This window comes from Glycomyces algeriensis, from assembly GCF_027622855.1.
GTDB lineage: Bacteria > Actinomycetota > Actinomycetes > Mycobacteriales > Micromonosporaceae > Glycomyces > Glycomyces algeriensis.
This window is the reverse complement of record NZ_JAPZVR010000002.1, coordinates 24,790-43,518: the sequence shown is the minus strand read 5'-3', so window position 1 is coordinate 43,518 and position 18,729 is coordinate 24,790. Positions and strand designations below refer to the sequence as shown.

Genomic DNA, 18,729 nt, shown 5'->3' with positions numbered 1-18,729 from the left:
CTCGCATACTCCTTTGTGAGCACGTCATTGCGCGCGGACCCGTCGCATGGGTCTTACTCGGCCGCTTCGAAGCCCAGCGTGAACGCCGTCGCCTCGGGCAGCAGCCGGTGCTGGGGCAGGACGCCCGGGCCGCACGCGGCCGAGCCCATGCCGTGGAGGCCGACGTCGAGGTTGACGTAGAGGCGGTCGCCCTCGACCAGGTCGTACGTGTGGCCGGCCGCTTCGAGCTGCTCGCTCGTCCACGGCCGCACGGTGAACGCGAACTCGGGTGCGCCGATCATCTTGAGCGTCTTCCCCTCGCCGGAGAGGCTGGCCCAGCGCACGTCGACGCGGGAGCCGTTCTCCTGCGGGAACACGTACGGGGTCTGCATCCCTGCGACCGTGGACCGGAAGCGGCCGACGCGGGCGGCCGCGCGGGTGTCGGCGTAGGCCTCGCCGGGCCCGCCGCCGAACCACTCGACCTCGTTCAGCGCCTTCGGCACTGAGGCGCGCACGCCCAGGCGCGGCAGCGGGAAGTCCCACTCGCCCTCGGGGTTCACCTCGACGGTGAGCCACAGGCGGGCGCCGTCGAGGCGCCACCGGTAGACGGCCCCCATCGCGATCTCGGCGCCGCCGGCGCCGACGCGGGTCGCCACGGTGAGTCCGTCCGCAGTGGACTCGATGTCGAGGACCTTGTGCTCCAGGCGGTCGAGGCCCGCGTCGCGGTGCTTCCACAGGGGCGCCAGCTGGGTGGTCCAGCCGAGCAGGTCGTTGTCCACGGGGGCCCGCCACAGGTCGAGGCGGGGGCCTTCGAACTCGAGCCCGCCGATGGCGGTGAGGCGCCCGAGCGCGTCGAAGACGGCGCCGCCGAGCCGGTAGCCGCGGTCTTCGGATACGGGCGCGGTGCGCCCGCCGGCGGACACGGGGACGCCTGCGGCGAGTTGCCCTTGGCCCCAGGCGATCTCGTGGCCGGCCTCAGCCCAGGCCTCGTCCTTGGCGAGGACGGCGCGGACGGTCAGCCAGCGTTCGCCCTTCGCCGGCGCGAGGGCGGCGACGGACGCCGGGAAGGCGACGATCGCGGACTCGCCTGCGGCGACGGCGCGGACTTCGAGCTCGCCTTGGGCGACCTGCTCGCCTTCGTCCTCGACGGTCCAGGTGAACGCGAGGTCGCCGGTGTCGGCGAAGTCGCGGCGGTTCGCGACGGTGACGGCGCGCGAGCCGGGCTGGACGGTGATGCGGACGGGCTCGATGACCTTCTTGTACTCGACGAGGCCGGGGGAGGGGGTGCGGTCGGGGAAGACCAGCCCGTCGATGACGAAGTTGCCGTCGTGGAGGGGCTCGCCGAAGTCGCCGCCGTAGGCGAACCACTCGCGGCCGTCCTCGGTGTGCATCCGCACGCCGTGGTCGATCCACTCCCAGATGAACCCGCCCGCGATGCGCTCGTACTGCTCGAAGAGGCGCTGGTACTCGCTGAGGCCGCCGGGGCCGTTGCCCATGGCGTGGGCGTACTCGCAGAGGACGAACGGGATGTCGCGGCGGTGCGCGTCGAGCGCGGGGTCCTTGGTGCGATCTTCGGCCTTCTGGCCGATGCGGTCGGTCTCGGCGGTGTCGGCGTACATGCGGGAGTACATGTCGACGTAGGGGGAGTCGAAGTCGCCTTCGTAGTGGATGGGGCGGCCGGGGTCGCGCTGCTTGGCCCACTGGGACATCGCGGCGAGGTTCTCGCCGGTGTGGCTCTCGTTCCCCAGGGACCAGATGATGACCGAGGCGTGGTTCTTGTCGCGCTCGACCATGCGGGCCATGCGGTCGAGGTAGGCGTCCTTCCACATGGGAACGTCGCTGGGGTTGTCGCGCCACCCGTGGTGGTAGAAGCCGTGGGTCTCGAGGTCGCACTCGTCGATGACCCAGACGCCGAGTTCGTCGCAGAGGTCGAGGAAGCGGCGGTCCGGCGGGTAGTGGCTGGTGCGGACGGCGTTCACGTTGTGCCGCTTCATGATCTCGAGGTCGCGGCGCATGGTCTCGACGGAGAGGGTGCGGCCGGTGTCGGGGTCCCATTCGTGGCGGTTGACGCCGCGGAGCAGGATCGGCGTGCCGTTGACCTTGAGGACGCCGCCCTCGATCGCGACGGTGCGGAAGCCGATGCGCAGGCTCACGCGCTCGGTCTCGGTGGCGACGACCGCGTCGTACAGGCGCGGGGATTCGGCGGTCCAGGGTTCGACCGCGACGCTGGCGCTCTCGCCGGCGGCGATGTCGATGCCGAGCTCGGGCACGGTGACGCGGGCGTCCGCGGCGGTCTCCACAAGGAGGGTGCCGAGGCCGGTGGCGTGGTCGTAGTCGGCGTGCGCGAAGACGTCCTCGATGCCGTCGTCGGGGCGGTGGACGAGGGCGACGGGGCGGAAGATGCCCGAGAGCCACCACATGTCCTGGTCCTCCAGATAGGACGCGGCGGACCACTGGTGGACGCGGACGGCGACGGTGTTCTCGCCGGGGGCGAGGTGCTCGGTGGCGTCGAACTCGGTGGGGAGGCGGCTGCCCTTGCCGTCGCCGAGGAGGATGCCGTTGACCCACACGGCGAACGCGGAGTCGACGCCTTCGAAGCGCAGCAGGGTGCGTCCGGTCGCGGGCCATTCGGCGGGGAGGCTGAAGGTGCGGCGGTACTCGCCGGTGGGGTTCGCGTCGGGGACCCGGGGCGGGTCGACCGGGAACGGGTAGTACGTGTTCGTGTAGGCGGGCTTGCCGTACGGCGCCGCGCCGTCGAGGTCGTGCATCTGCCACATCGACGGGACGGCCAGGGTGTCCCAGGCGCCCGCGTCGAACGCGGGGGCTTCGAAGCCCTCGGTGGTGTCGTGGAGGCCGGCGGCCAGGTTGAAGCGCCACTCGCCGTCGAGGCTGAGCGCGGCGGCGTCGGAGGCCAGCGCCGCCCGCGGAGCGCGCCGCCCGCTGCCAGGGCTAACGCTTTCCACGTAGGTGAAATCGGTTCGGCTCATCGCCAGGTTCCCTTTCCGGTGTGCGATCGGTCCGGTCGGCACGGGGCCGGCCGGACTTCCGGCCCGCGACCGCCGAGCTGCCGCGCGTTCGCGCGGCCGCCTCGTCTCGGTTCGGCGGCGCGGGCCGGATCATTGTCCGCCATGATGCGGACGCGTCTACAGCGCCCGGCCTGTCGAAGTACACGGCAGGCCGACCAGGTAGATACCGGTTTCTATCTTAGGGGCGGTCGCTGAGGTGTCAATACCCGGGAGACGTTCATGTTCTAAGAGTGAACATAGATGTCGGACCCCAGGAGTATTTTTGTGCTCTGCAGATTTACGGCTCGCAAGCTTCGCCGAGGCCGGGTCCCTAAGGGCGGAAATATCGCTATACAACGCGATACGTCGCTCTATTCCACGGGCTTGAGCATCGACGAGAACGCCACCGTGTCCGCCGGGAAATGCTCCGCCGCGTAGGCCTCCAGCTCCGGGGTCACGAGAAGCGCGTCGATCAGCGCGACGCCGTTCTGGTCGTCGGCCCAGCCGCCGTAGACGTATCGCGGGAACTCGGCGGTGATCTCGTCGGCGATCGCCTGCAGCTCGACCGCGCTCAAGTCCTCGGCCGGGTCGCCGATCTCCGGCTCCTGGTACTGGAGTTCCGGGTAGTCGGCCATGTCGATCTCCGACGTCGGCACCGGGTCCTCGGTGAGCAGGAACGACTTCCCGTCGAACGTCCCCGTCACGAGGTACGAGCCCCAGCGCACGCCTTGCGCTTCATCGTGCTCGACCGCGTCCCAGCTCCAGCCCGTCACCGGCAGGCCCCCGCACTGCGGCGGATACGACTCCGCCACCGCGCCGCACAGCTCCGCCGCGTCGCGCTCGACGCCCTGGAGCACCGTGAGCATCCCTTGGTAGACGACCTGGTCGGACGGCACCGTCGGCCCGTCCGACGCGTCCCCGGACTGCGAGCTGTCCGCGGCCGAACCGGTCCCGTCCGAACCCGCGTCCTCCGCGCCCTGTCCACACGCCGCCAGCATCAGCAGCGCCGCGAGCGGGATCAACCGTTGCATAGTCTTGTGTCCCATCATGTCCCTTCGACGCCGCCCACCGATATCGGGTTCCCCGCGCGGACCATCTGAAAATCCGACCGCGATACGGTCTCCGCGAGACACAGTCGACCGGTCTTCCGGTCGCCATGAAACACAGTCGAATAACGGATAACCGGATCCATACCCCCGATGCTAGGTTTGGCCCCGGTGCCACCAGCGCCCCCAGGCCGGAGCCGCCCGCCCACCCAAGGCGCTCCGCCCGCCCCACCGTGAGGAGCCACTGCCCGTGAGCGACAAGTTCAATGCCCGCGCCGCCATCGCCATCGGCATCACCGTTCTGTGCTGGGCCTCGGCGTTCGTGTCCATCCGCGACGCCGGCCGCCACCTCGACCCCGGCCCGCTGACCCTCGGCCGGGCCGGCGTCGCCGCCGTCGTCCTCCTCGCCGTCTGGGCGATCCGCCGCGAAGGCCTGCCGAAACGCGCCGCCTGGCCCGGCATCCTCACCGCCGGCATCCTCTGGTTCGGCCTGTACATGGTCGCCCTCAACTGGGGCGAGCAGCTCGTGGACGCCGGCACCGCCGCCCTCATCGTCAACATCGGACCCATCCTCATCGCGCTCCTCGGCGGCTGGCTCCTCAAGGAGGGCTTCCCGCCCCGCCTGTTCCTCGGCATGGCCGTCTCCTTCGCCGGCGTCGCGGTCGTGAGCCTCTCGATGTCCCGCGACGGCGCCGCCTCGGTCCTCGGGGTCCTGCTCTGCCTGGTCTCGGCCATCACCTACGCCATCAGCGTCGTCGTCCAGAAGCCGACCCTGAAGCACTGCACGTCGCTCCAGTTCACCGCCTTCGGCAACGCCATCGCCGCGGTCCTCTGCCTGCCGTTCGCGCCGCTCCTGTTCAGCGAGCTGGAGGCCGCCCCGTCCTCGGCGACGCTCCACGTCCTCTACCTCGGCCTGTTCCCGACCGCGCTGGCATTCCTCACCTGGGGATACGCCCTCCGCTTCACCACCGCGGGCAAGCTGGGCGCGACGACCTACGTGGTCCCGGCGATCGTGGTCGGCCTCTCCTGGATCCTCCTCGACGAGATCCCGACCTGGCTGACCCTCGCGGGCGGCGCGCTCGCACTGGTCGGTGTCGCGATCTCGCGCTCCAGGGGCCGCAAGCAGTCGAACGACGCACCGAAGCCGCCGGTCGAGGCGACCGACGCCGCCGCCCCGGCGGTGAAGTCCTAAGCCGGCCAAGCGTTCCGCGAGACGGTCGAGGCGGGTCTTCCAGTCCGCCTTCGCGGCGGCGACCTCCTCGGCCGACCCGAGCTTGGCGATCTCCACCTGCACGGCGGTCTTGCCCTCGCCTTTGGCGGTGAGGTTCGCGAGGACGCGCGTGCCGTCCGAGGCGTCGAACCGCACCGACTTCGGCGGGGACGCGCTGCGCTGGGTCAGCTCGATGCCGCCGAGCCATCCGGCCTGCGCGTCCGGGTCGGCGAGCTGCTCGAAGGCCTCGGTGACGGAGGCGGCCACGGTCTTGGAGGCGTTGGCGCTGAACGTGCCGTCGGCCCGCTGCCCCGGCTCGCGCAGGCCCCGCTCCTGCTCGTAGCCGACGGTGATGGACTGGGCCCACCACCCGTCGACCTCGAACTCCTGCACCAGCATCCGCGCGATCGCGGCATGGTCGAGCGCCGCCGCCTTGCGTTCGTCGAGAAGCGCCAGCCAGGTCTTCCAGTCCGCTCCAGTGCCCTCGATCAGGGCCTGGTCGGACATGGTCAGGCGGCGCGGCGACGTCGATGCACCCATGGCTCCAGCGTAGGGGAGGAGAGCGTGACGCGGGCGCCCCATCGGCCAGAAGGCCCCGCGGCGAATTCCCCCGCGCGGCGGCGCCGGGGTGTCAGCTCGCCTACAGTTTTCGCCGTTTGCGGTGGTTTCGGCCGTGATTACGGCAGTTCGGGCATTAACGTCCTCCACGAACCCGATCGGAACGGAGTCCGCATGATCCCTGCGCGCCTCGCGGCCGCGGCCCTCGCCGCCGCCGCACTCGCCGTCCTGCCCGACACGGCGGCCCAGGCCGATGTCGAACCGAAACGGTATGTGGCGCTCGGGGACTCGTACTCCTCAGGGACCGGCACCGGCGACTACTTCGACGAGGCGTGCATGCGCTCGAACGAGGCCTACCCGCGGCTTCTCGCCGACGGCCTCGGCGCCGAACTCGCCTTCGAGGCCTGCTCCGGAGCGACGACCAGCGACCTCCTCGCCGAGCAGCTCGGCTCGCTCGACGCCGAGACCGACATCGTCACGGTCACCATCGGTGGCAACGACATCGGCTGGGCGGAGGCCGTCACGGCCTGCATCACGCCCCTCGCCAACTGCATGGACGAGATCGAGGCCTCCGAGGCCCTCGTCCAGGACCGGCTCCCCGGCCTCCTGGACGGCGCGTACGCCGCAATCGCGAACCGCGCGCCGAACGCCGCCGTCTACGTGCTCGGCTACCCGCGCCTGTTCAACGGCGCGACCACCTGCGGCCCGCTGAAGCAGCCCAACGTCGCCGAGCAGATGCGGATGAACGACGCGGCCGACCGCCTCGCCGCGGTGGTGCAGAACAAGGCCGAGGAGCACGGGTTCACCTATGTGGACGTGCGCGACGCGTTCGCCGGGCACGCGATCTGCGACGACGTCCCCTACCTGAACGGCCTGGCCTACCCGCCGTCCGAGTCCTACCATCCGAACGAGATGGGACACCTCAACGGCTACTACCCGGCGCTGGGCCGGGCGGTCGCCTGACGGCCGCCTGCGGCGATTCGATCCGGCGGCTGACGTGGTGATGTGATCTGAGGACGGGCCCGGTGGACCGCCGCCGGGCCCGTTGCGTGCGCGGGGGTCAGGCGTTCCAGTTGTCAGGGACGGCGGCGAAGCCGGGGTCGACGGTCGCGTAGCGGCCGACGTTCCACGTCCAGGCCCGGGCGCGCGAGAGCGGGTGGTCGGGAAACTGGGCGTCGTAGGCGGGGTCGTCGCCGCGGTGGAACGGCAGGCGGGTCTGGAGCTGCGGGTCGAACGGGTGGGGCATCGTCCAGTTGTCGAAGCCGAGCTGCGCCATGAGGGTCGCCTCGCGCAGGCCCGTCATGCCCTGCTCCTTGGCGACGTACATGACCTGGGCGTACTGGGGTGCCTTGGCCAGGGTGAACATCGCCATGAAGTACTGCCCGCTGGGCGCGTTCGGGAGCGGCAGTTTGACGAGCTGCCGCACCGCGGTCACGCCGCCGAGGTTGACGAGCTCGATCTCGATCGCGCAGCCCTGCTCCGCGTACATGCCGGCGAAGCCGCGCTGCAGCGTGTACTGGTCACGCAGCCATTCGCCCGGGAACGGCGTCCCCTGCGCGACCACGACTTTGACGAGGTCGCCGGTGCGCGGGTCGGTCCAGGTCGTCGCGTCCTGTTGCTGGAGACCACTGGTGTTGAAGGAGATGACCATCGGGCGACCCTAGCGCGGCCCGTCCACCGGACCGACGTGCAATCCTGACCGATGGACGGCTCACCGGGAGAAGCCTTGCAGCGCTTGGACATCCGCGGCGGCGGGGCCGAGGTCCCGCCGCCGCGGCACTCTCAGGCCTGCAGGGCGAGCGTGAGCGGGTACACGGCTGTGGCCCCGGCCTCGCGCAGCCGCATGGCGGCCACGGTCATCGACCAGCCGCTGTCGCGCACATCGTCCACGAGCAGCACGCTCGACGCGGGCACCGGGAAGTCCACAGTGAACGCGTGCAGCACCTGCTGGAGGCGCTGGGCGCTGTTGGCGCGGTGGGCACCGCCGCCGGTGCCGCTCGCGCGGCCGAGGGCGCCGAGGTACTCCATGCGGCCGAGCTGCGCGAGGCGCTGGGCCAGCCCGTCGACCAGCCGCGGGCGCGAGAGCGACCCCATCGAGACGACCGCGGCGGGCCGCTGCGCCCAGTCCCACGAGGCCAGGACCTGCACAACTGCCTTGAACACGTCTTCCGGCACCTCTCGGTCGGCGCCGTCCGAGAGCAGCTCGCGCAGCGGGCCGCCCCAGCCGATGTCCGACAGGCGCGCCAGCGCCCGGCCCGGTTCGGCGCTCGACTCGACCGGGATCTTCCCCTTGAGGTCGATGCCGATGGCCTGCAGGCCGGTGGGCCACATGCGCTTCGGGTCGACCGGGACGCCCGGCTTCGACAGTGCCGCCGCCGCGCCGGCGGCCGCCTCGGCCGAGACGCCCGCTTCGGTGCGGGTGCCGGTGCAGTTGTCGCAGCGCCCGCACGGCGCGGCCTCGGCGTCGTCGAGCTCCTTGCGCAGGAACTCGAGCCGGCATTCGGTCGTGGCCTCGTAGGCGAGCATCCGCCGCTGCTCGTGGGTGCGGGCCGCGGCGACCTTCGCGTACCGCTCGGCGTCGTAGACCCACGGCCGGCCGGTGGCCTCCCAGCCGCCTTTCACCCGGTGCACCGCGCCGTCCACATCGAGCACTTTGAGCATCATCTCGAGCCTGGTGCGGCGCAGGTCGACCCGCGTCTCAAGTGCGGCCGTCGACAGCGCGCGGCCCTCGGCGGCGAGCACCTCGAGGGTGCGGCGCACCGCGTCTTCGGCCGGGAAGGAGAGCGAGCCGAAGTAGTCCCAGATGGCCTGGTCCTCGCTGCCGGGCAGGAGTACCACCTCGGCGCGGTCGCGGGCGCGGCCGGCGCGGCCGATCTGCTGGTAGTAGGCGACGGGGGAGGAGGGCGCTCCCAAGTGGACGACGAACCCGAGGTCGGGCTTGTCGAAGCCCATGCCGAGGGCGCTGGTGGCGACGAGCGCCTTGATGCGGTTGCCGAGCAGCTCCTCTTCGCGCTCGAGGCGTTCGGCGTTGTCGGTGCGGCCGGTGTAGGAGCCGACGGCGTGGCCGCGCGAGGCGAGGTAGTCGCTGACCTCCTCGGCGGCGGCCACGGTGAGGGTGTAGATGATCCCGGAGCCGTCCATGCGGGGGAGCTGCTCGTCGAGCCAGGCGAGGCGGTGGGCGTTGTCGGGCATGTCCACTACGGACAGTCGCAGGGACTCGCGGTCGAGGCTGCCGCGGAGGACGAGCGTGGCGGCGTCCTTCTTGTCCAGCTGCTCGGCGATGTCGTCGGAGACGCGGGCGTTCGCGGTGGCGGTGGTCGCCAGGACCGGGACGCTGTCGGGCAGGTCCTCGATGAAGGTGGCGATGCGCCGGTAGTCGGGCCGGAAGTCGTGGCCCCAGTCGGAGATGCAGTGGGCCTCGTCGACGACGAGCATGCCGCACCCGGCGGCGAGCTTGGGCAGCTGGTAGTCGCGAAACGCCGGGTTGTTGAGCCGCTCGGGGCTGATGAGCAGCACGTCCACGCTGTCTTCGGCGATGGCCTCGGCGATCGCGTCCCAGTCCTCGGGGTTGGCCGAGTTGATGGTGCGGGCGCGCACCCCGGCGCGCTCGGCGGCCTCGATCTGGTTGCGCATGAGCGCGAGCAGGGGCGAGACGATCACCGTCGGGCCCGCGCCGCGGCGGCGCAGGAGCGAGGTGGCCGTGAAGTAGACCGCGGACTTGCCGAACCCGGTGCGCTGCACCAGGAGCACGCGGCTGCCGCTGTCCTCCGGTTCCTTGTCGCAGAGCGCCTCGATCGCCCGCCATTGGTCTTCGCGGAGCCGCGCGTGCTCGCCCGCGAGGGCGCGCAGCAGTGTCTCGGCTTCGTCTCTGAGCGTCGCTGTTCCTGCCATAGGGACGGTTGTACCGCACTGGTGTGACGGCCCGTGACGACAGTAGGCTCGGAGCGATGGACGATGCAGCACCGATCGACAATCCGGCCGTGGCGACGCTCGCGGGACGTGAACTGGCATGGAAGTGCGGCGCGTGGACGACGCTGCCGGTCGCGGCGAAGGAGTCCGACGACGGCGGGCTGCTGGTCACCGCGGCCGAGGGCAGCGACGCGTGGCGGCACACCGGGTACGGGTTCGTCCACGAGGACGAGCACGCGCTCCTGGACGACTGGGACCGCGGCAGCGCGGTCGAGGTGCGGTTCGTCGCCGCGTTCGAGGCGCAGTTCGACCAGGCCGGTCTGATGATCCGCGTCGACGCGGAGCACTGGATCAAGGCCGGGGTCGAGTTCGCGGACGGCGCGCCGCAGGTCGGCGCCGTGGTCACCGCCGGGAAGTCCGACTGGTCGGTCGCGCCGGTGCCCGAATGGGCCGGCCGCGAGGTCACCATCCGGGCCAGCCGCCTCGAGGACGCGGTCATCGTGCGCGCCCGTGTGGAGGAGGAGCCCTGGCGGCTCGTGCGCCTCGCCCCGCTCGACCCCGCCGCCTCGGCCCAGGCCGGGCCGTACTGCTGCGCGCCGAGCCGCGCCGGCCTCACCGTGGCCTTCACTTCCTGGCGTCTCACGGAACCGGACGCGGCGCTGCACTAGCTTGAAGGTCTTTCGGATCTTGTTCGAAAGAGCGATGTCATACCTGCCAGGTACTTTTGCGCTCTGCGAATTTATGGCTCGCAAGCTTCGCCAAGACCGGGTCCTTAAGGCCGGAAATATCACGATATAGCTGATTATTTCCAGTCTTCTTCACCGTCTGGTGCTGGCTCGTCCTCGTCGAGTTCGGCCGCGAGGAGCTTGAGGTCGTAGACCGACATGCGCTGGGCGCGGTCGGCGCGGCCCTTCGCGCTCACCGTCACGCCGTCGGCGCGCAGGAGGTCGGGCACATCGCGGCCGGTGCGGCCGTCCGCCCAGCGGAAGCCCTCCGAGACCGTGCCGCCCGCGGTGAGGACCCGGTACGCCCGTGGGACATCGCCGTCCCGCATGTACGCCCCGACCTGCCGCGGGCCCGTGCCGATCAGCTCCGCGAGGTCCCCGTACGAGGTCCAGGTGCCCTCCGGCAGCGCCGCCACGACCCGCCGCACCCGCTCCCAATCCCGTTCAGTCGTCACCACCGCAATCTACCGAGCCCCGGCGGCGCCCCCGCGTCCCCTCGCGGCGGGCGTCCGGCGCCACCTGACGGGATCGCCTCGGGTCACGACCCGCCGCCTGGTGTTAACGTCGGAAGCGACAGGGGAGCCGATTGGCTGAGAGTGCGGAACCGACCGCAGACCCTCACACCTGATCCGGGTAATACCGGCGGAGGAAGTCGTTCGTCGACCGCTGTCGCGTCGTGTCCATGAATTTCGTGAAAGGCATGCCCATGCCCGACAGCCCCGCCCTCGCCGCCCCCGGCCGCTGGCGCACCGTCGACATCCTCACCTGCGCCGTCCTGGCCGTCGCCTTCGGCGTCGTCTTCTGGGCCTGGAACTTCGTCTGGGTCGGCCTCGAGCCCGCCCTCGCGTTCCTGCCCCCGCTCAAAGGCATCCTCTACGGCGTCTGGCTGATCCCGGCCGTCCTCGCCCCGCTCATCGTCCGCCGCGTCGGCGCCGGCGTCTTCACCGAGGCGATCGCCGCCTCGATCTCCCTGCTCCTCGGCTCCGTCTGGGGCATCTTCGTCGTCTACCAGGGCCTCCTCCAGGGCCTCGGCGGCGAACTGCCCTTCGCCGCGGGACGCTACCGCCGCTTCGGCACCGCGACCGCCGCCGCCGGCGGCGCCCTCGCCGGATTCGCCGCGACCCTCTACGACGTCATCGCCTACTACCCGACCGCCGACCTCTGGGCCTACAAGGTCCCCTACATCGCCTTCGCGATGCTCTCCGGTGCGATCATCGCCGGCCTCGGCTCCAAGGCCCTGGTCAAGGCCATGCTCCCCACCGGCGTCCTCGACCGCTTCCCCGCCGGCCGCGAACGGGCCCGGATCTGACCCCGCCATGATCCCGGTCGAATTCCGCGGCTTCGCCTGGCGCCACGCCGGCCGCCGCGCCCAGGCGGTCGCGGGAGTCGACCTCCGCGTCGAACCCGGCGAGCGGGTCCTCCTGCTCGGCCCCTCCGGGTCCGGCAAGTCCACCCTGCTCGCCGCGCTCGCCGGACTCCTCACCGAGGACTCCGGCGAGCAGGACGGCGACGTCCTCATCGACGGCAAGCCCGCCGCCGAGCAGCGCGACCGCGTCGGCATCCTCTTCCAGGACCCCGAGACGCAACTCGTCATGGCCCGCAGCGGCGACGACGTCGCCTTCGGCCTCGAGAACCAGGCCGCCCCCCGCGACCGGATCTGGCCCCGCGTCCACGAAGCCCTCGAAGCCGTCGGATTCCCCTACGGCCTCGACCGCCCCACCCACGCCCTCTCCGGCGGCGAGCAGCAGCGACTCGCCCTCGCCGGCGTCCTCGCCCGCCGCCCCGACCTCATCCTCCTCGACGAGCCCACCGCGAACCTCGACCCCGAAGGGGCCCAAGACGTCCGCGAAGCTCTCCGGGCCGCGCTGGCCGACACCCGGGCCACCCTGATCGTCGTCGAGCACCGCGTCGCCGAGATCCTCGACCTGGTCGACCGCGTCATCGCCCTCGGCCCCGGCGGCACCCTGCTCGCCGACGGCCCCGCCGCGGCCGTCCTCGCCGAGCACGGCGACCACCTTGCCGCCCAAGGCGTCTGGGTCCCCGGCGTCCCGCTCCCCACCCGGCCCCCCGCGAGCCCGGGCGACATCGCGCTGCGCGGCGACGCACTCGCCCTCGTCCGCCCCGGCGCCGACCGGCCCGCCCTCGACGACGTCTCCTTCGAACTGCGCCAAGGCGAACTGCTCGCAGTCACCGGACCGAACGGCTCCGGCAAGTCCACACTGGCGCTCCTCGCCGGCGGCCTCGCCAGACCCACCCGCGGCGCCGCCACCGTGCCCGGCGAACCCCGGCCGCTCCACAAGCTGCCCGCCCGCCGCCTGGCGACCCGCGTCGGCTCGGTCTTCCAGGACCCCGAGCACCAGTTCGTGACCGCGAGCGTCCGGGACGAGCTCGCCTTCGGACCCCGCCAGGCCGGCTGGCCGAAGGACCGCATCGAAGCCCGCGTCGCCGAACTCCTCGAGCGGCTCCGCCTGGCGCCCTTGGCCAACGCCAATCCCCACACGCTCTCCGGCGGTGAGGCCCGCCGCCTCTCCGTCGCCGGCGCACTCGCCGCCGCACCCGGCGTGCTCCTGCTCGACGAGCCCACCTTCGGGCAGGACCGGCGCACCTGGGGCGAACTCGTCGACCTCACCGCCGACATCCGCGACGAAGGCACCGCGCTCCTCGCCGTCACCCACGACCGCGACTTCGCCGCCGCCCTCGCCGGACGCGAACTCGTGCTCGACCACGGCCGCATCGCCCAGGAGCGCCGCCGATGACCATGACCCTCGCGCCCGTCTGCGACGCCCAGGCGCCCATCGCCCGCGTCAACCCGGTGGCGAAGCTCGCCGCGGTCACGGCCGTCTCGACTACCGCGCTCATCGCCTCAGACTGGCTCACACCGCTAGTCCTGCTCGCCGCACTCCTAGCGGTAGTGCCGTTCAGCGGTATCAGCATCGGCGCGCTCGCCCGTCGGCTGCGCTGGCTCTGGTTCGCCGCCGCCACCGTGGTCGTCGTGAACGCGGTCTTCGCCGCCGAGCAGACCGGCCGCATCTTGATCGCCCTCGGCCCCTTGGAGATCGGCACCGGCGCGCTCCTCGACGGCACGGCCATCGGCCTGCGTGTCCTCGTCGCCGCCACCGCAGGAGTCCTCGGCTTCGCGACCACCGACCCGACCGATCTCGCGGACGCCCTGACGCAGCAGCTGCGCACCCCCGCCCGGTTCACGCTCGGCGCACTCGCCGCCCTGCGGCTCCTGCCGCTCCTCGGCGCGGAGTGGCAGCAGATCACCAATGCCCGCCGCGCCCGCGGCCTCGAAGGCGGCTGGAACCTGGTGCGGCGCGCGCGGCTGTTCGCCTCGACGATGTTCGCACTGCTGGTCGGCGCGATCCGCCGCGCCGGCCGCCTCGCGGCCGCGATGGACGCGCGCGGCTTCGACTCGGCGATCCCCCGAACCCATGCGCGCGAGCAGCGGATGCGCCTTGCGGACTGGATCGTGCTCGCAGCGGCGCTGCTGGTGTGCGGCGCGGCGATCGGGATCAGCGCCGCCTACGGCGTGTTCACGGCCTTCAACTGAGCCGCCGCCTCGGCGTGAACCGGTCACGGCTCAGGGGTTCGACTGCGGCGCAGGGCACGCCGGAAGTCGACCTGAGGCGGTGTTTCGCGCCCCCGATATCAAGGGTGGGCCGGGGGTACGACATCGCGAACCGCTCCGGACGGGTTACGTCCCGAACATTGCATCCATTATGGATTGATCAGGCGGTGACGGTGTCGCCGTTCGCGATGCGCTGGAACGGGTCGCCGATGAGCTCGGTGAGCATGCGGTCGACGATGACGATGCCGTCCTCGCTGAGGATCGCGTCGTGGATGGGGTGCACGACCGGTGCGCCGACCGCCCGGATGAAGTCGACTGCCTCGGAGAGCTTCATCCAGGGTGCCGCGACCGGTGCGAGCAGGACCCGGACGGGCTCGTCGGGGACGGTGAGGGCGTCGCCCGGATGGAAGACCCCGTCGGCGAGGTAGCCGACGTTCGGGACCACCGGGAGGTCCGGGTGGATCACCGCGTGGTGCCTTCCGATGACCTTGACCTCGGTGCCCGCCACGGGGATCGCGTCGCCGTCGCTGACCGTCGTGAAGGGGAGGCTCCCGAGTGTCTCGGTGAGTGATTCGGGGCCGTAGATCCGGGTCTCCGGCTGGTCTTCGAGGAGCCGCCGCAGTTCCGGGTCGTTGCAGTGGTCCGCGTGCTGGTGGGTGATGAACACGGCCTCAACGCCGTGGAGGGCCGCGGGGTCGGAGAAGACGCCCGGATCGATCACGAAGGCGCCGCCGTCGGTGTCGAACCGGACGCAGGAATGGCCGAACTTGGTGAGTCGCATGCCTTCACCGTAAAACGCCGCAGAGCGGCGGACCGGCCCTCACCGAAAAATGCCGCAGGGCGAAGGACCGGGCCTCTCCGAAAAACGCCGCGGGGCGAAGGACCGGGCCTATCGGAGAACGCAGCAGGGGCACGGCCGCGCGATGCGAAGATCTGTAGTGCCGTGCCACGTCAGCCGAGTGTCCTGACCGACGAACAGTGAGCCGTGGGCGGGGGGGGGGGGGGGCCGGCCCCCCCCCCCCCCCCCCGCCCCCGCGGCCTGGTTTCCTCGCCGTTTGCCGCAGCGGCTACTTGCCGGCCGGGTCCTCTTCCTCGATCGCGGGCTGCGCGAACTGCGCCTCGTAGAGGCGGGCGTAGGCGCCGCCCGATGCGAGGAGCTCGTCGTGGTCGCCCTGCTCGACGACGTGGCCGTGCTCCATCACCACGATCACGTCGGCGTCGCGGATGGTCGAGAGCCGGTGGGCGATCACGAAACTCGTGCGTCCCTGCCGCAGCGCGACCATGCCCTGCTGGACGAGCATCTCGGTGCGGGTGTCCACCGAGCTCGTGGCCTCGTCGAGGATCAGGATCGACGGGTCGATCAGGAACGCCCGCGCGATCGTCACCAGCTGGCGCTCGCCCGCGCTCAGGCTGCCCTCCTCGGCGCCGACCACCGTGTCGTAGCCGTCAGGGAGGGTCCGGATGAAGTGGTCAGCGTGCGCCGCCGAGGCGGCCGCCACCACTTCCTCGCGCGTGGCCTCAGGCTTGCCGTAGGCGATGTTCTCGGCGATGGTGCCGTCGAACAGCCAGGTGTCCTGCAGGACCATGCCGATCCGCCGCCGCATCCGCTCGCGCTCGACCGTGGAGACGTCGACGCCGTCGACGGTGATCCGGCCCGCGTCGAGGTCGTAGAAGCGCATGAGGAGGTTGACGAGCGTGGTCTTCCCCGCGCCCGTGGGGCCGACGATCGCCACGGTCTGGCCCGGTTCGGCCGAGAGCCACAGGTGCTCGATCAGCGGCTCGTCCTCCAGGTAGCGGAACGAGACGTCCTCGAATGCGACCCGTCCGTGCACCGTGTCGAGCTCGGTGCCCGCGGACACCGGGTCGGGCTGCTGCTCCTCGGCGTCGAGGAACTCGAAGACCCGCTCGCCCGAGGCGACCGCGGACTGGATCTGCCCGAACATGCCCGCGAGCATGTTGAGCGGGTTCGAGAACTGCCCGGTGTACTGGATGAACGCCTGGATCTGCCCGAAGGTGAGCACCGCCGCGGCCACCTGGAGCCCGCCGACCACGGCCACGAGCACGTACGTGACCGAGCCGAGGAAGGCCATCGCCGGGCCGAGCAGGCCCGCGACCCACTGGGCGCGAACGGTGTTGTCGTACAGCTCCTCGTTGTGCTCCTTGAACCGCGCCGCGCCCTGGGCCTGGCGGCCGAAGAGGGTCACGAGCTGGTGCCCGGTGATCATCTCCTCCACGTGGCCGTTGAGCTTCCCGGTCGTCGCCCACTGCTTGGCGAACCGCGGCTGGCTGCGCTTGCCGATGAGCCGCGCCGCGATCACGGTGAGCGGCATCGTCAGGAGCACCACGAGGGTGAGCAGCGGCGAGATCGTGAGCATCATGATCGGCACGCCGACGAGGAACAGCAGGCCCTGCACGATCCGCTGGGTCACCTGCCCCACGGTCTGCGTCAGGTTGTCGATGTCGTTGGTGACCCGCGAGAGCACCTCGCCGCGCGAGCGGGAGTCGAAGTACCGCAGCGGGAGCGCCGAGATCTTCCGGTCCGCATCCGCGCGCAGCTCGAACGCCATCTCCTGGGCGAGCTTCGCGATGGTGCGGCCGTTGAGCACGGTGATGGCGAAGGTCGCCAGGGCCAGCGCCACCGCGAGCCCGAGCAGCCGGGCCAGGCCCCCGAAGTCGAGGCCGCTCTCCGTTGTCGCGTCTTGGATCACGAGGTCGGTGGCGCGCCCGAGCACGGTGGGGATCGACAGCATGCCGGCCACCATGAGGACGCCGAAACCGACGACCGAGGCGAGGCGCAGCGGGTTGCGCCGCAGCAGGTCGAGGATCCGGCGGACGGTGCCGCGGAAGTCCTGCGCTCTGGTCGAGCTGGGTGCGCCCGGCCTGACTCCCATCATGGTCACAGCGCCTCCTGAAGGGTGAGTTGGGAGTTGACGATCTCGGCGTACACCGCGTTGCCCGCGAGCAGTTCCTCGTGGGTGCCGGTGCCGGCCACGCGGCCGGCGTCGAGCACGACGATGCGGTCGGCGTCGCGGATGGTCGAGACCCGCTGGGCCACGATCACCTGCGCGGCGTCGGCGATGTCGCGGGCGAGTGCGGCCCGCAGGGCGGCGTCGGTGGCGGTGTCGAGCGCGGAGAACGAGTCGTCGAAGAGGTAGACCTTGGGGCGGGCCACCAGGGTCCGGGCGATGGCGAGGCGCTGGCGCTGGCCGCCGGAGACGGTGGTGCCGCCCTGGCCGATGACCGTGTCGAGCCCGTCGGGCATGGCGCGCACGAAGCCGGCCGCCTGGGCGGTCTCGAGGGCGCGCCAGAGGTCGTCGTCGCTCGCGTCCGGGTCGCCGTAGCGCAGGTTGGAGCCGACGGTGCCGGAGAACAGGTAGGCGCGCTGGGGGACGAGCCCGATGGTGCGGGCGATGAGGGCCCGGTCCATCTCGCGGACGTCGACGCCGTCGACCCGGATGTGCCCGGCGTCGACGTCGAAGAGACGGGGGATGAGGTGGAGCAGGGTGGTCTTGCCCGCGCCGGTGGAGCCGATGACGGCGGTGGTCTGGCCGGGCCGGGCGACGAGGTCGACGCCGCGGAGGACGGCCTCTTCGGCGCCGGCGTACCGGAAGGTGACGCCCTCGACTTCGAGTTCGCCGAGGCCGGCGAGCTCGGTGACCGGTTCGGCGGGGTTCGCGATGCTCGGGTCGGTGTCGAGGACTTCGCGGATGCGCCCGGCGGCGACCTTGGCGCGCGGGGCCATCATGAAGACGCCCATGGACATCATGACGGCGCCGAGGATCATGCCGGCGTAGGTGAGGAAGGCGATGAGGTCGCCGATCTGCATGGTGCCGTCAGCGATGCGGCCGGCGCCGATCCAGACGATGGCGATCGAGGTGAGGTTGCCGAACATCATCGCGGTGGCGCCGAAGAAGGCCTGGACGCGGCCGACCCGGAGGGAGGCCGCGGTGAGTTCGGCGTTGGCCTCGCTGAAGCGCTGCTGCTCGTGGCCGTCGCGCACGAAGGCGCGGATGACGCGGATGCCGGTGATGTGCTCGCGCATGACGCGGTTGATGCCGTCGATGCACCGCTGCATGACGCGGCTGGCCGGGACCATCGCGATGACGATGAAGGCGATGGCGACGGCGACCACGGGGATGGCGGCGAGGAGCACGCCGGTCATGGGGACGTCGAGGCTCAGGGCCAGCGCGAGGCCGCCGATGGCGGCGATGGGCGCGGTCAGGAGCATGGTGAGGGCCATGACGAGCATGGTGACGATCTGCGTGATGTCGTTGGTGGCGCGGGTGATGAGGGAGGGCGCGCCGAAGCGGTCCATCTCGGTCGCGGAGAAGCGCTGGACCTGGGTGAAGAGGTCGGCGCGGAGGTCGCGGCCGAGGCCCATGGCGGTGCGGGCGCCGAAGTAGACGGCGAAGCCGGACGCGGCGATCTGGACGACGGTGACGGCGAGCATGAACGCGCCGTGGCGCAGGACGTATGCGGTGTCGCCGGTGGCGACGCCGTGGTTGACGAGGTCGGCGTTGAGGGTCGGCACGTAGAGGGACGCGATGGTGCCGATGATCTGGAGCACGACGGTGAGGGCGAGGGTGCGCCGGTGGGGCCGCAGGTATTCGGCGAGGAGCCGGACGATCGAGCCTTCGGGCGAGGCCTCCTCGTCGGAGTCCGCCGCCTTCGGGGCGGGGGGTGCGGGTGGTTTTCCTGTCATGTGGTCGAGGATAGCAGTAGAATT

Annotated in this window: 15 protein-coding genes and 1 riboswitch; of the genes, 7 read left to right on the top strand and 8 right to left on the bottom strand. The window is 71.4% G+C overall.

The genetic code is table 11. From position 1 onward, the window contains the following. Positions 1-53 precede the first annotated feature (53 nt). Both O2L52_RS03395 and O2L52_RS03390 read right to left on the bottom strand, forming a co-directional pair. On the bottom strand, positions 54-2,966 hold the full coding sequence (locus tag O2L52_RS03395) for a glycoside hydrolase family 2 TIM barrel-domain containing protein (RefSeq protein WP_270113911.1): 2,913 nt from the start codon (positions 2,964-2,966) through the stop codon (positions 54-56). A 389-nt stretch (positions 2,967-3,355) separates the two neighbouring features. Continuing rightward, the gene (locus O2L52_RS03390; protein WP_270113910.1) at positions 3,356-4,015 is read right to left on the bottom strand and encodes a hypothetical protein; all 660 of its coding nucleotides are present in this window, start codon (positions 4,013-4,015) and stop codon (positions 3,356-3,358) included. A gap of 259 nt (positions 4,016-4,274) precedes the next feature. Between O2L52_RS03390 and O2L52_RS03385 the strand changes: the two genes are divergently transcribed. The 3 genes from O2L52_RS03385 to O2L52_RS03375 all read left to right on the top strand — a co-directional run bounded on the left by O2L52_RS03385 (position 4,275) and on the right by O2L52_RS03375 (position 6,761). After that, complete coding sequence (locus O2L52_RS03385; RefSeq protein WP_373897059.1) at positions 4,275-5,222, top strand: DMT family transporter; 948 nt, start codon at positions 4,275-4,277, stop codon at positions 5,220-5,222. Between the two features lie 148 nt (positions 5,223-5,370). Next, on the top strand, positions 5,371-5,583 hold the full coding sequence (locus O2L52_RS03380) for a hypothetical protein (protein ID WP_270113908.1): 213 nt from the start codon (positions 5,371-5,373) through the stop codon (positions 5,581-5,583). 389 nt (positions 5,584-5,972) lie between these two features. Beyond that, positions 5,973-6,761, top strand: coding sequence for an SGNH/GDSL hydrolase family protein (locus O2L52_RS03375; protein ID WP_270113907.1), 789 nt, complete (start codon positions 5,973-5,975; stop codon positions 6,759-6,761). 97 nt (positions 6,762-6,858) lie between these two features. Here O2L52_RS03375 and O2L52_RS03370 read toward each other — a convergent pair whose 3' ends face one another. Both O2L52_RS03370 and O2L52_RS03365 read right to left on the bottom strand, forming a co-directional pair. After that, positions 6,859-7,449, bottom strand: coding sequence for a hypothetical protein (locus O2L52_RS03370; protein WP_270113906.1), 591 nt, complete (start codon positions 7,447-7,449; stop codon positions 6,859-6,861). Positions 7,450-7,580: 131 nt separating this feature from the next. Further along, on the bottom strand, positions 7,581-9,689 hold the full coding sequence (locus O2L52_RS03365) for a RecQ family ATP-dependent DNA helicase (protein WP_270113905.1): 2,109 nt from the start codon (positions 9,687-9,689) through the stop codon (positions 7,581-7,583). A 56-nt stretch (positions 9,690-9,745) separates the two neighbouring features. Between O2L52_RS03365 and O2L52_RS03360 the strand changes: the two genes are divergently transcribed. Next, the gene (locus O2L52_RS03360; RefSeq protein WP_270113904.1) at positions 9,746-10,375 is read left to right on the top strand and encodes a DUF1349 domain-containing protein; all 630 of its coding nucleotides are present in this window, start codon (positions 9,746-9,748) and stop codon (positions 10,373-10,375) included. A gap of 134 nt (positions 10,376-10,509) precedes the next feature. Here O2L52_RS03360 and O2L52_RS03355 read toward each other — a convergent pair whose 3' ends face one another. Continuing rightward, the gene (locus O2L52_RS03355) at positions 10,510-10,887 is read right to left on the bottom strand and encodes an MGMT family protein (RefSeq protein WP_270113903.1); all 378 of its coding nucleotides are present in this window, start codon (positions 10,885-10,887) and stop codon (positions 10,510-10,512) included. A 110-nt stretch (positions 10,888-10,997) separates the two neighbouring features. Beyond that, positions 10,998-11,100: riboswitch (TPP riboswitch) on the top strand. A 38-nt stretch (positions 11,101-11,138) separates the two neighbouring features. Here O2L52_RS03355 and O2L52_RS03350 point away from each other — a divergent pair. The 3 genes from O2L52_RS03350 to O2L52_RS03340 are packed head-to-tail and all read left to right on the top strand — an operon-like array spanning position 11,139 to position 13,985. Beyond that, entirely contained in the window at positions 11,139-11,741 is a 603-nt protein-coding gene (locus O2L52_RS03350; RefSeq protein WP_270113902.1) for an ECF transporter S component, read from the top strand. A gap of 7 nt (positions 11,742-11,748) precedes the next feature. Then, positions 11,749-13,188, top strand: coding sequence for an ABC transporter ATP-binding protein (locus tag O2L52_RS03345; protein WP_270113901.1), 1,440 nt, complete (start codon positions 11,749-11,751; stop codon positions 13,186-13,188). Continuing rightward, entirely contained in the window at positions 13,185-13,985 is an 801-nt protein-coding gene (locus O2L52_RS03340) for an energy-coupling factor transporter transmembrane component T family protein (protein ID WP_270113900.1), read from the top strand. Before O2L52_RS03345 ends, O2L52_RS03340 begins: the two co-directional genes overlap by 4 nt. Positions 13,986-14,163: 178 nt before the next feature. Here O2L52_RS03340 and O2L52_RS03335 read toward each other — a convergent pair whose 3' ends face one another. The 3 genes from O2L52_RS03335 to O2L52_RS03325 form a co-directional block, all read right to left on the bottom strand. After that, positions 14,164-14,784: an MBL fold metallo-hydrolase gene (locus O2L52_RS03335; protein WP_270113899.1), complete on the bottom strand. Its 621-nt coding sequence runs from the start codon at positions 14,782-14,784 to the stop codon at positions 14,164-14,166. A 286-nt stretch (positions 14,785-15,070) separates the two neighbouring features. Then, positions 15,071-16,897 carry an ABC transporter ATP-binding protein gene (locus O2L52_RS03330; RefSeq protein WP_270114473.1) on the bottom strand — a complete coding sequence of 609 codons (1,827 nt, stop codon included), beginning with the start codon at positions 16,895-16,897 and terminating at the stop codon, positions 15,071-15,073. Between the two features lie 2 nt (positions 16,898-16,899). Further along, positions 16,900-18,705 carry an ABC transporter ATP-binding protein gene (locus O2L52_RS03325; protein WP_270113898.1) on the bottom strand — a complete coding sequence of 602 codons (1,806 nt, stop codon included), beginning with the start codon at positions 18,703-18,705 and terminating at the stop codon, positions 16,900-16,902. Positions 18,706-18,729: the final 24 nt, after the last annotated feature.

Excerpts from the sequence above, each read along its gene's own strand:
- O2L52_RS03395 (WP_270113911.1), bottom strand. The coding sequence starts at position 2,966 with ATGAGCCGAACCGATTTCACCTACGTGGAAAGCGTTAGCCCTGGCAGC.
- O2L52_RS03390 (WP_270113910.1), bottom strand. The coding sequence starts at position 4,015 with ATGCAACGGTTGATCCCGCTCGCGGCGCTGCTGATGCTGGCGGCGTGT.
- O2L52_RS03375 (WP_270113907.1), top strand. The coding sequence starts at position 5,973 with ATGATCCCTGCGCGCCTCGCGGCCGCGGCCCTCGCCGCCGCCGCACTC.
- O2L52_RS03370 (WP_270113906.1), bottom strand. The coding sequence starts at position 7,449 with ATGGTCATCTCCTTCAACACCAGTGGTCTCCAGCAACAGGACGCGACG.
- O2L52_RS03365 (WP_270113905.1), bottom strand. The coding sequence starts at position 9,689 with ATGGCAGGAACAGCGACGCTCAGAGACGAAGCCGAGACACTGCTGCGC.
- O2L52_RS03360 (WP_270113904.1), top strand. The coding sequence starts at position 9,746 with ATGGACGATGCAGCACCGATCGACAATCCGGCCGTGGCGACGCTCGCG.
- O2L52_RS03350 (WP_270113902.1), top strand. The coding sequence starts at position 11,139 with ATGCCCGACAGCCCCGCCCTCGCCGCCCCCGGCCGCTGGCGCACCGTC.
- O2L52_RS03345 (WP_270113901.1), top strand. The coding sequence starts at position 11,749 with ATGATCCCGGTCGAATTCCGCGGCTTCGCCTGGCGCCACGCCGGCCGC.
- O2L52_RS03340 (WP_270113900.1), top strand. The coding sequence starts at position 13,185 with ATGACCATGACCCTCGCGCCCGTCTGCGACGCCCAGGCGCCCATCGCC.
- O2L52_RS03335 (WP_270113899.1), bottom strand. The coding sequence starts at position 14,784 with ATGCGACTCACCAAGTTCGGCCATTCCTGCGTCCGGTTCGACACCGAC.
- O2L52_RS03330 (WP_270114473.1), bottom strand. The coding sequence starts at position 16,897 with ATGATGGGAGTCAGGCCGGGCGCACCCAGCTCGACCAGAGCGCAGGAC.
- O2L52_RS03325 (WP_270113898.1), bottom strand. The coding sequence starts at position 18,705 with ATGACAGGAAAACCACCCGCACCCCCCGCCCCGAAGGCGGCGGACTCC.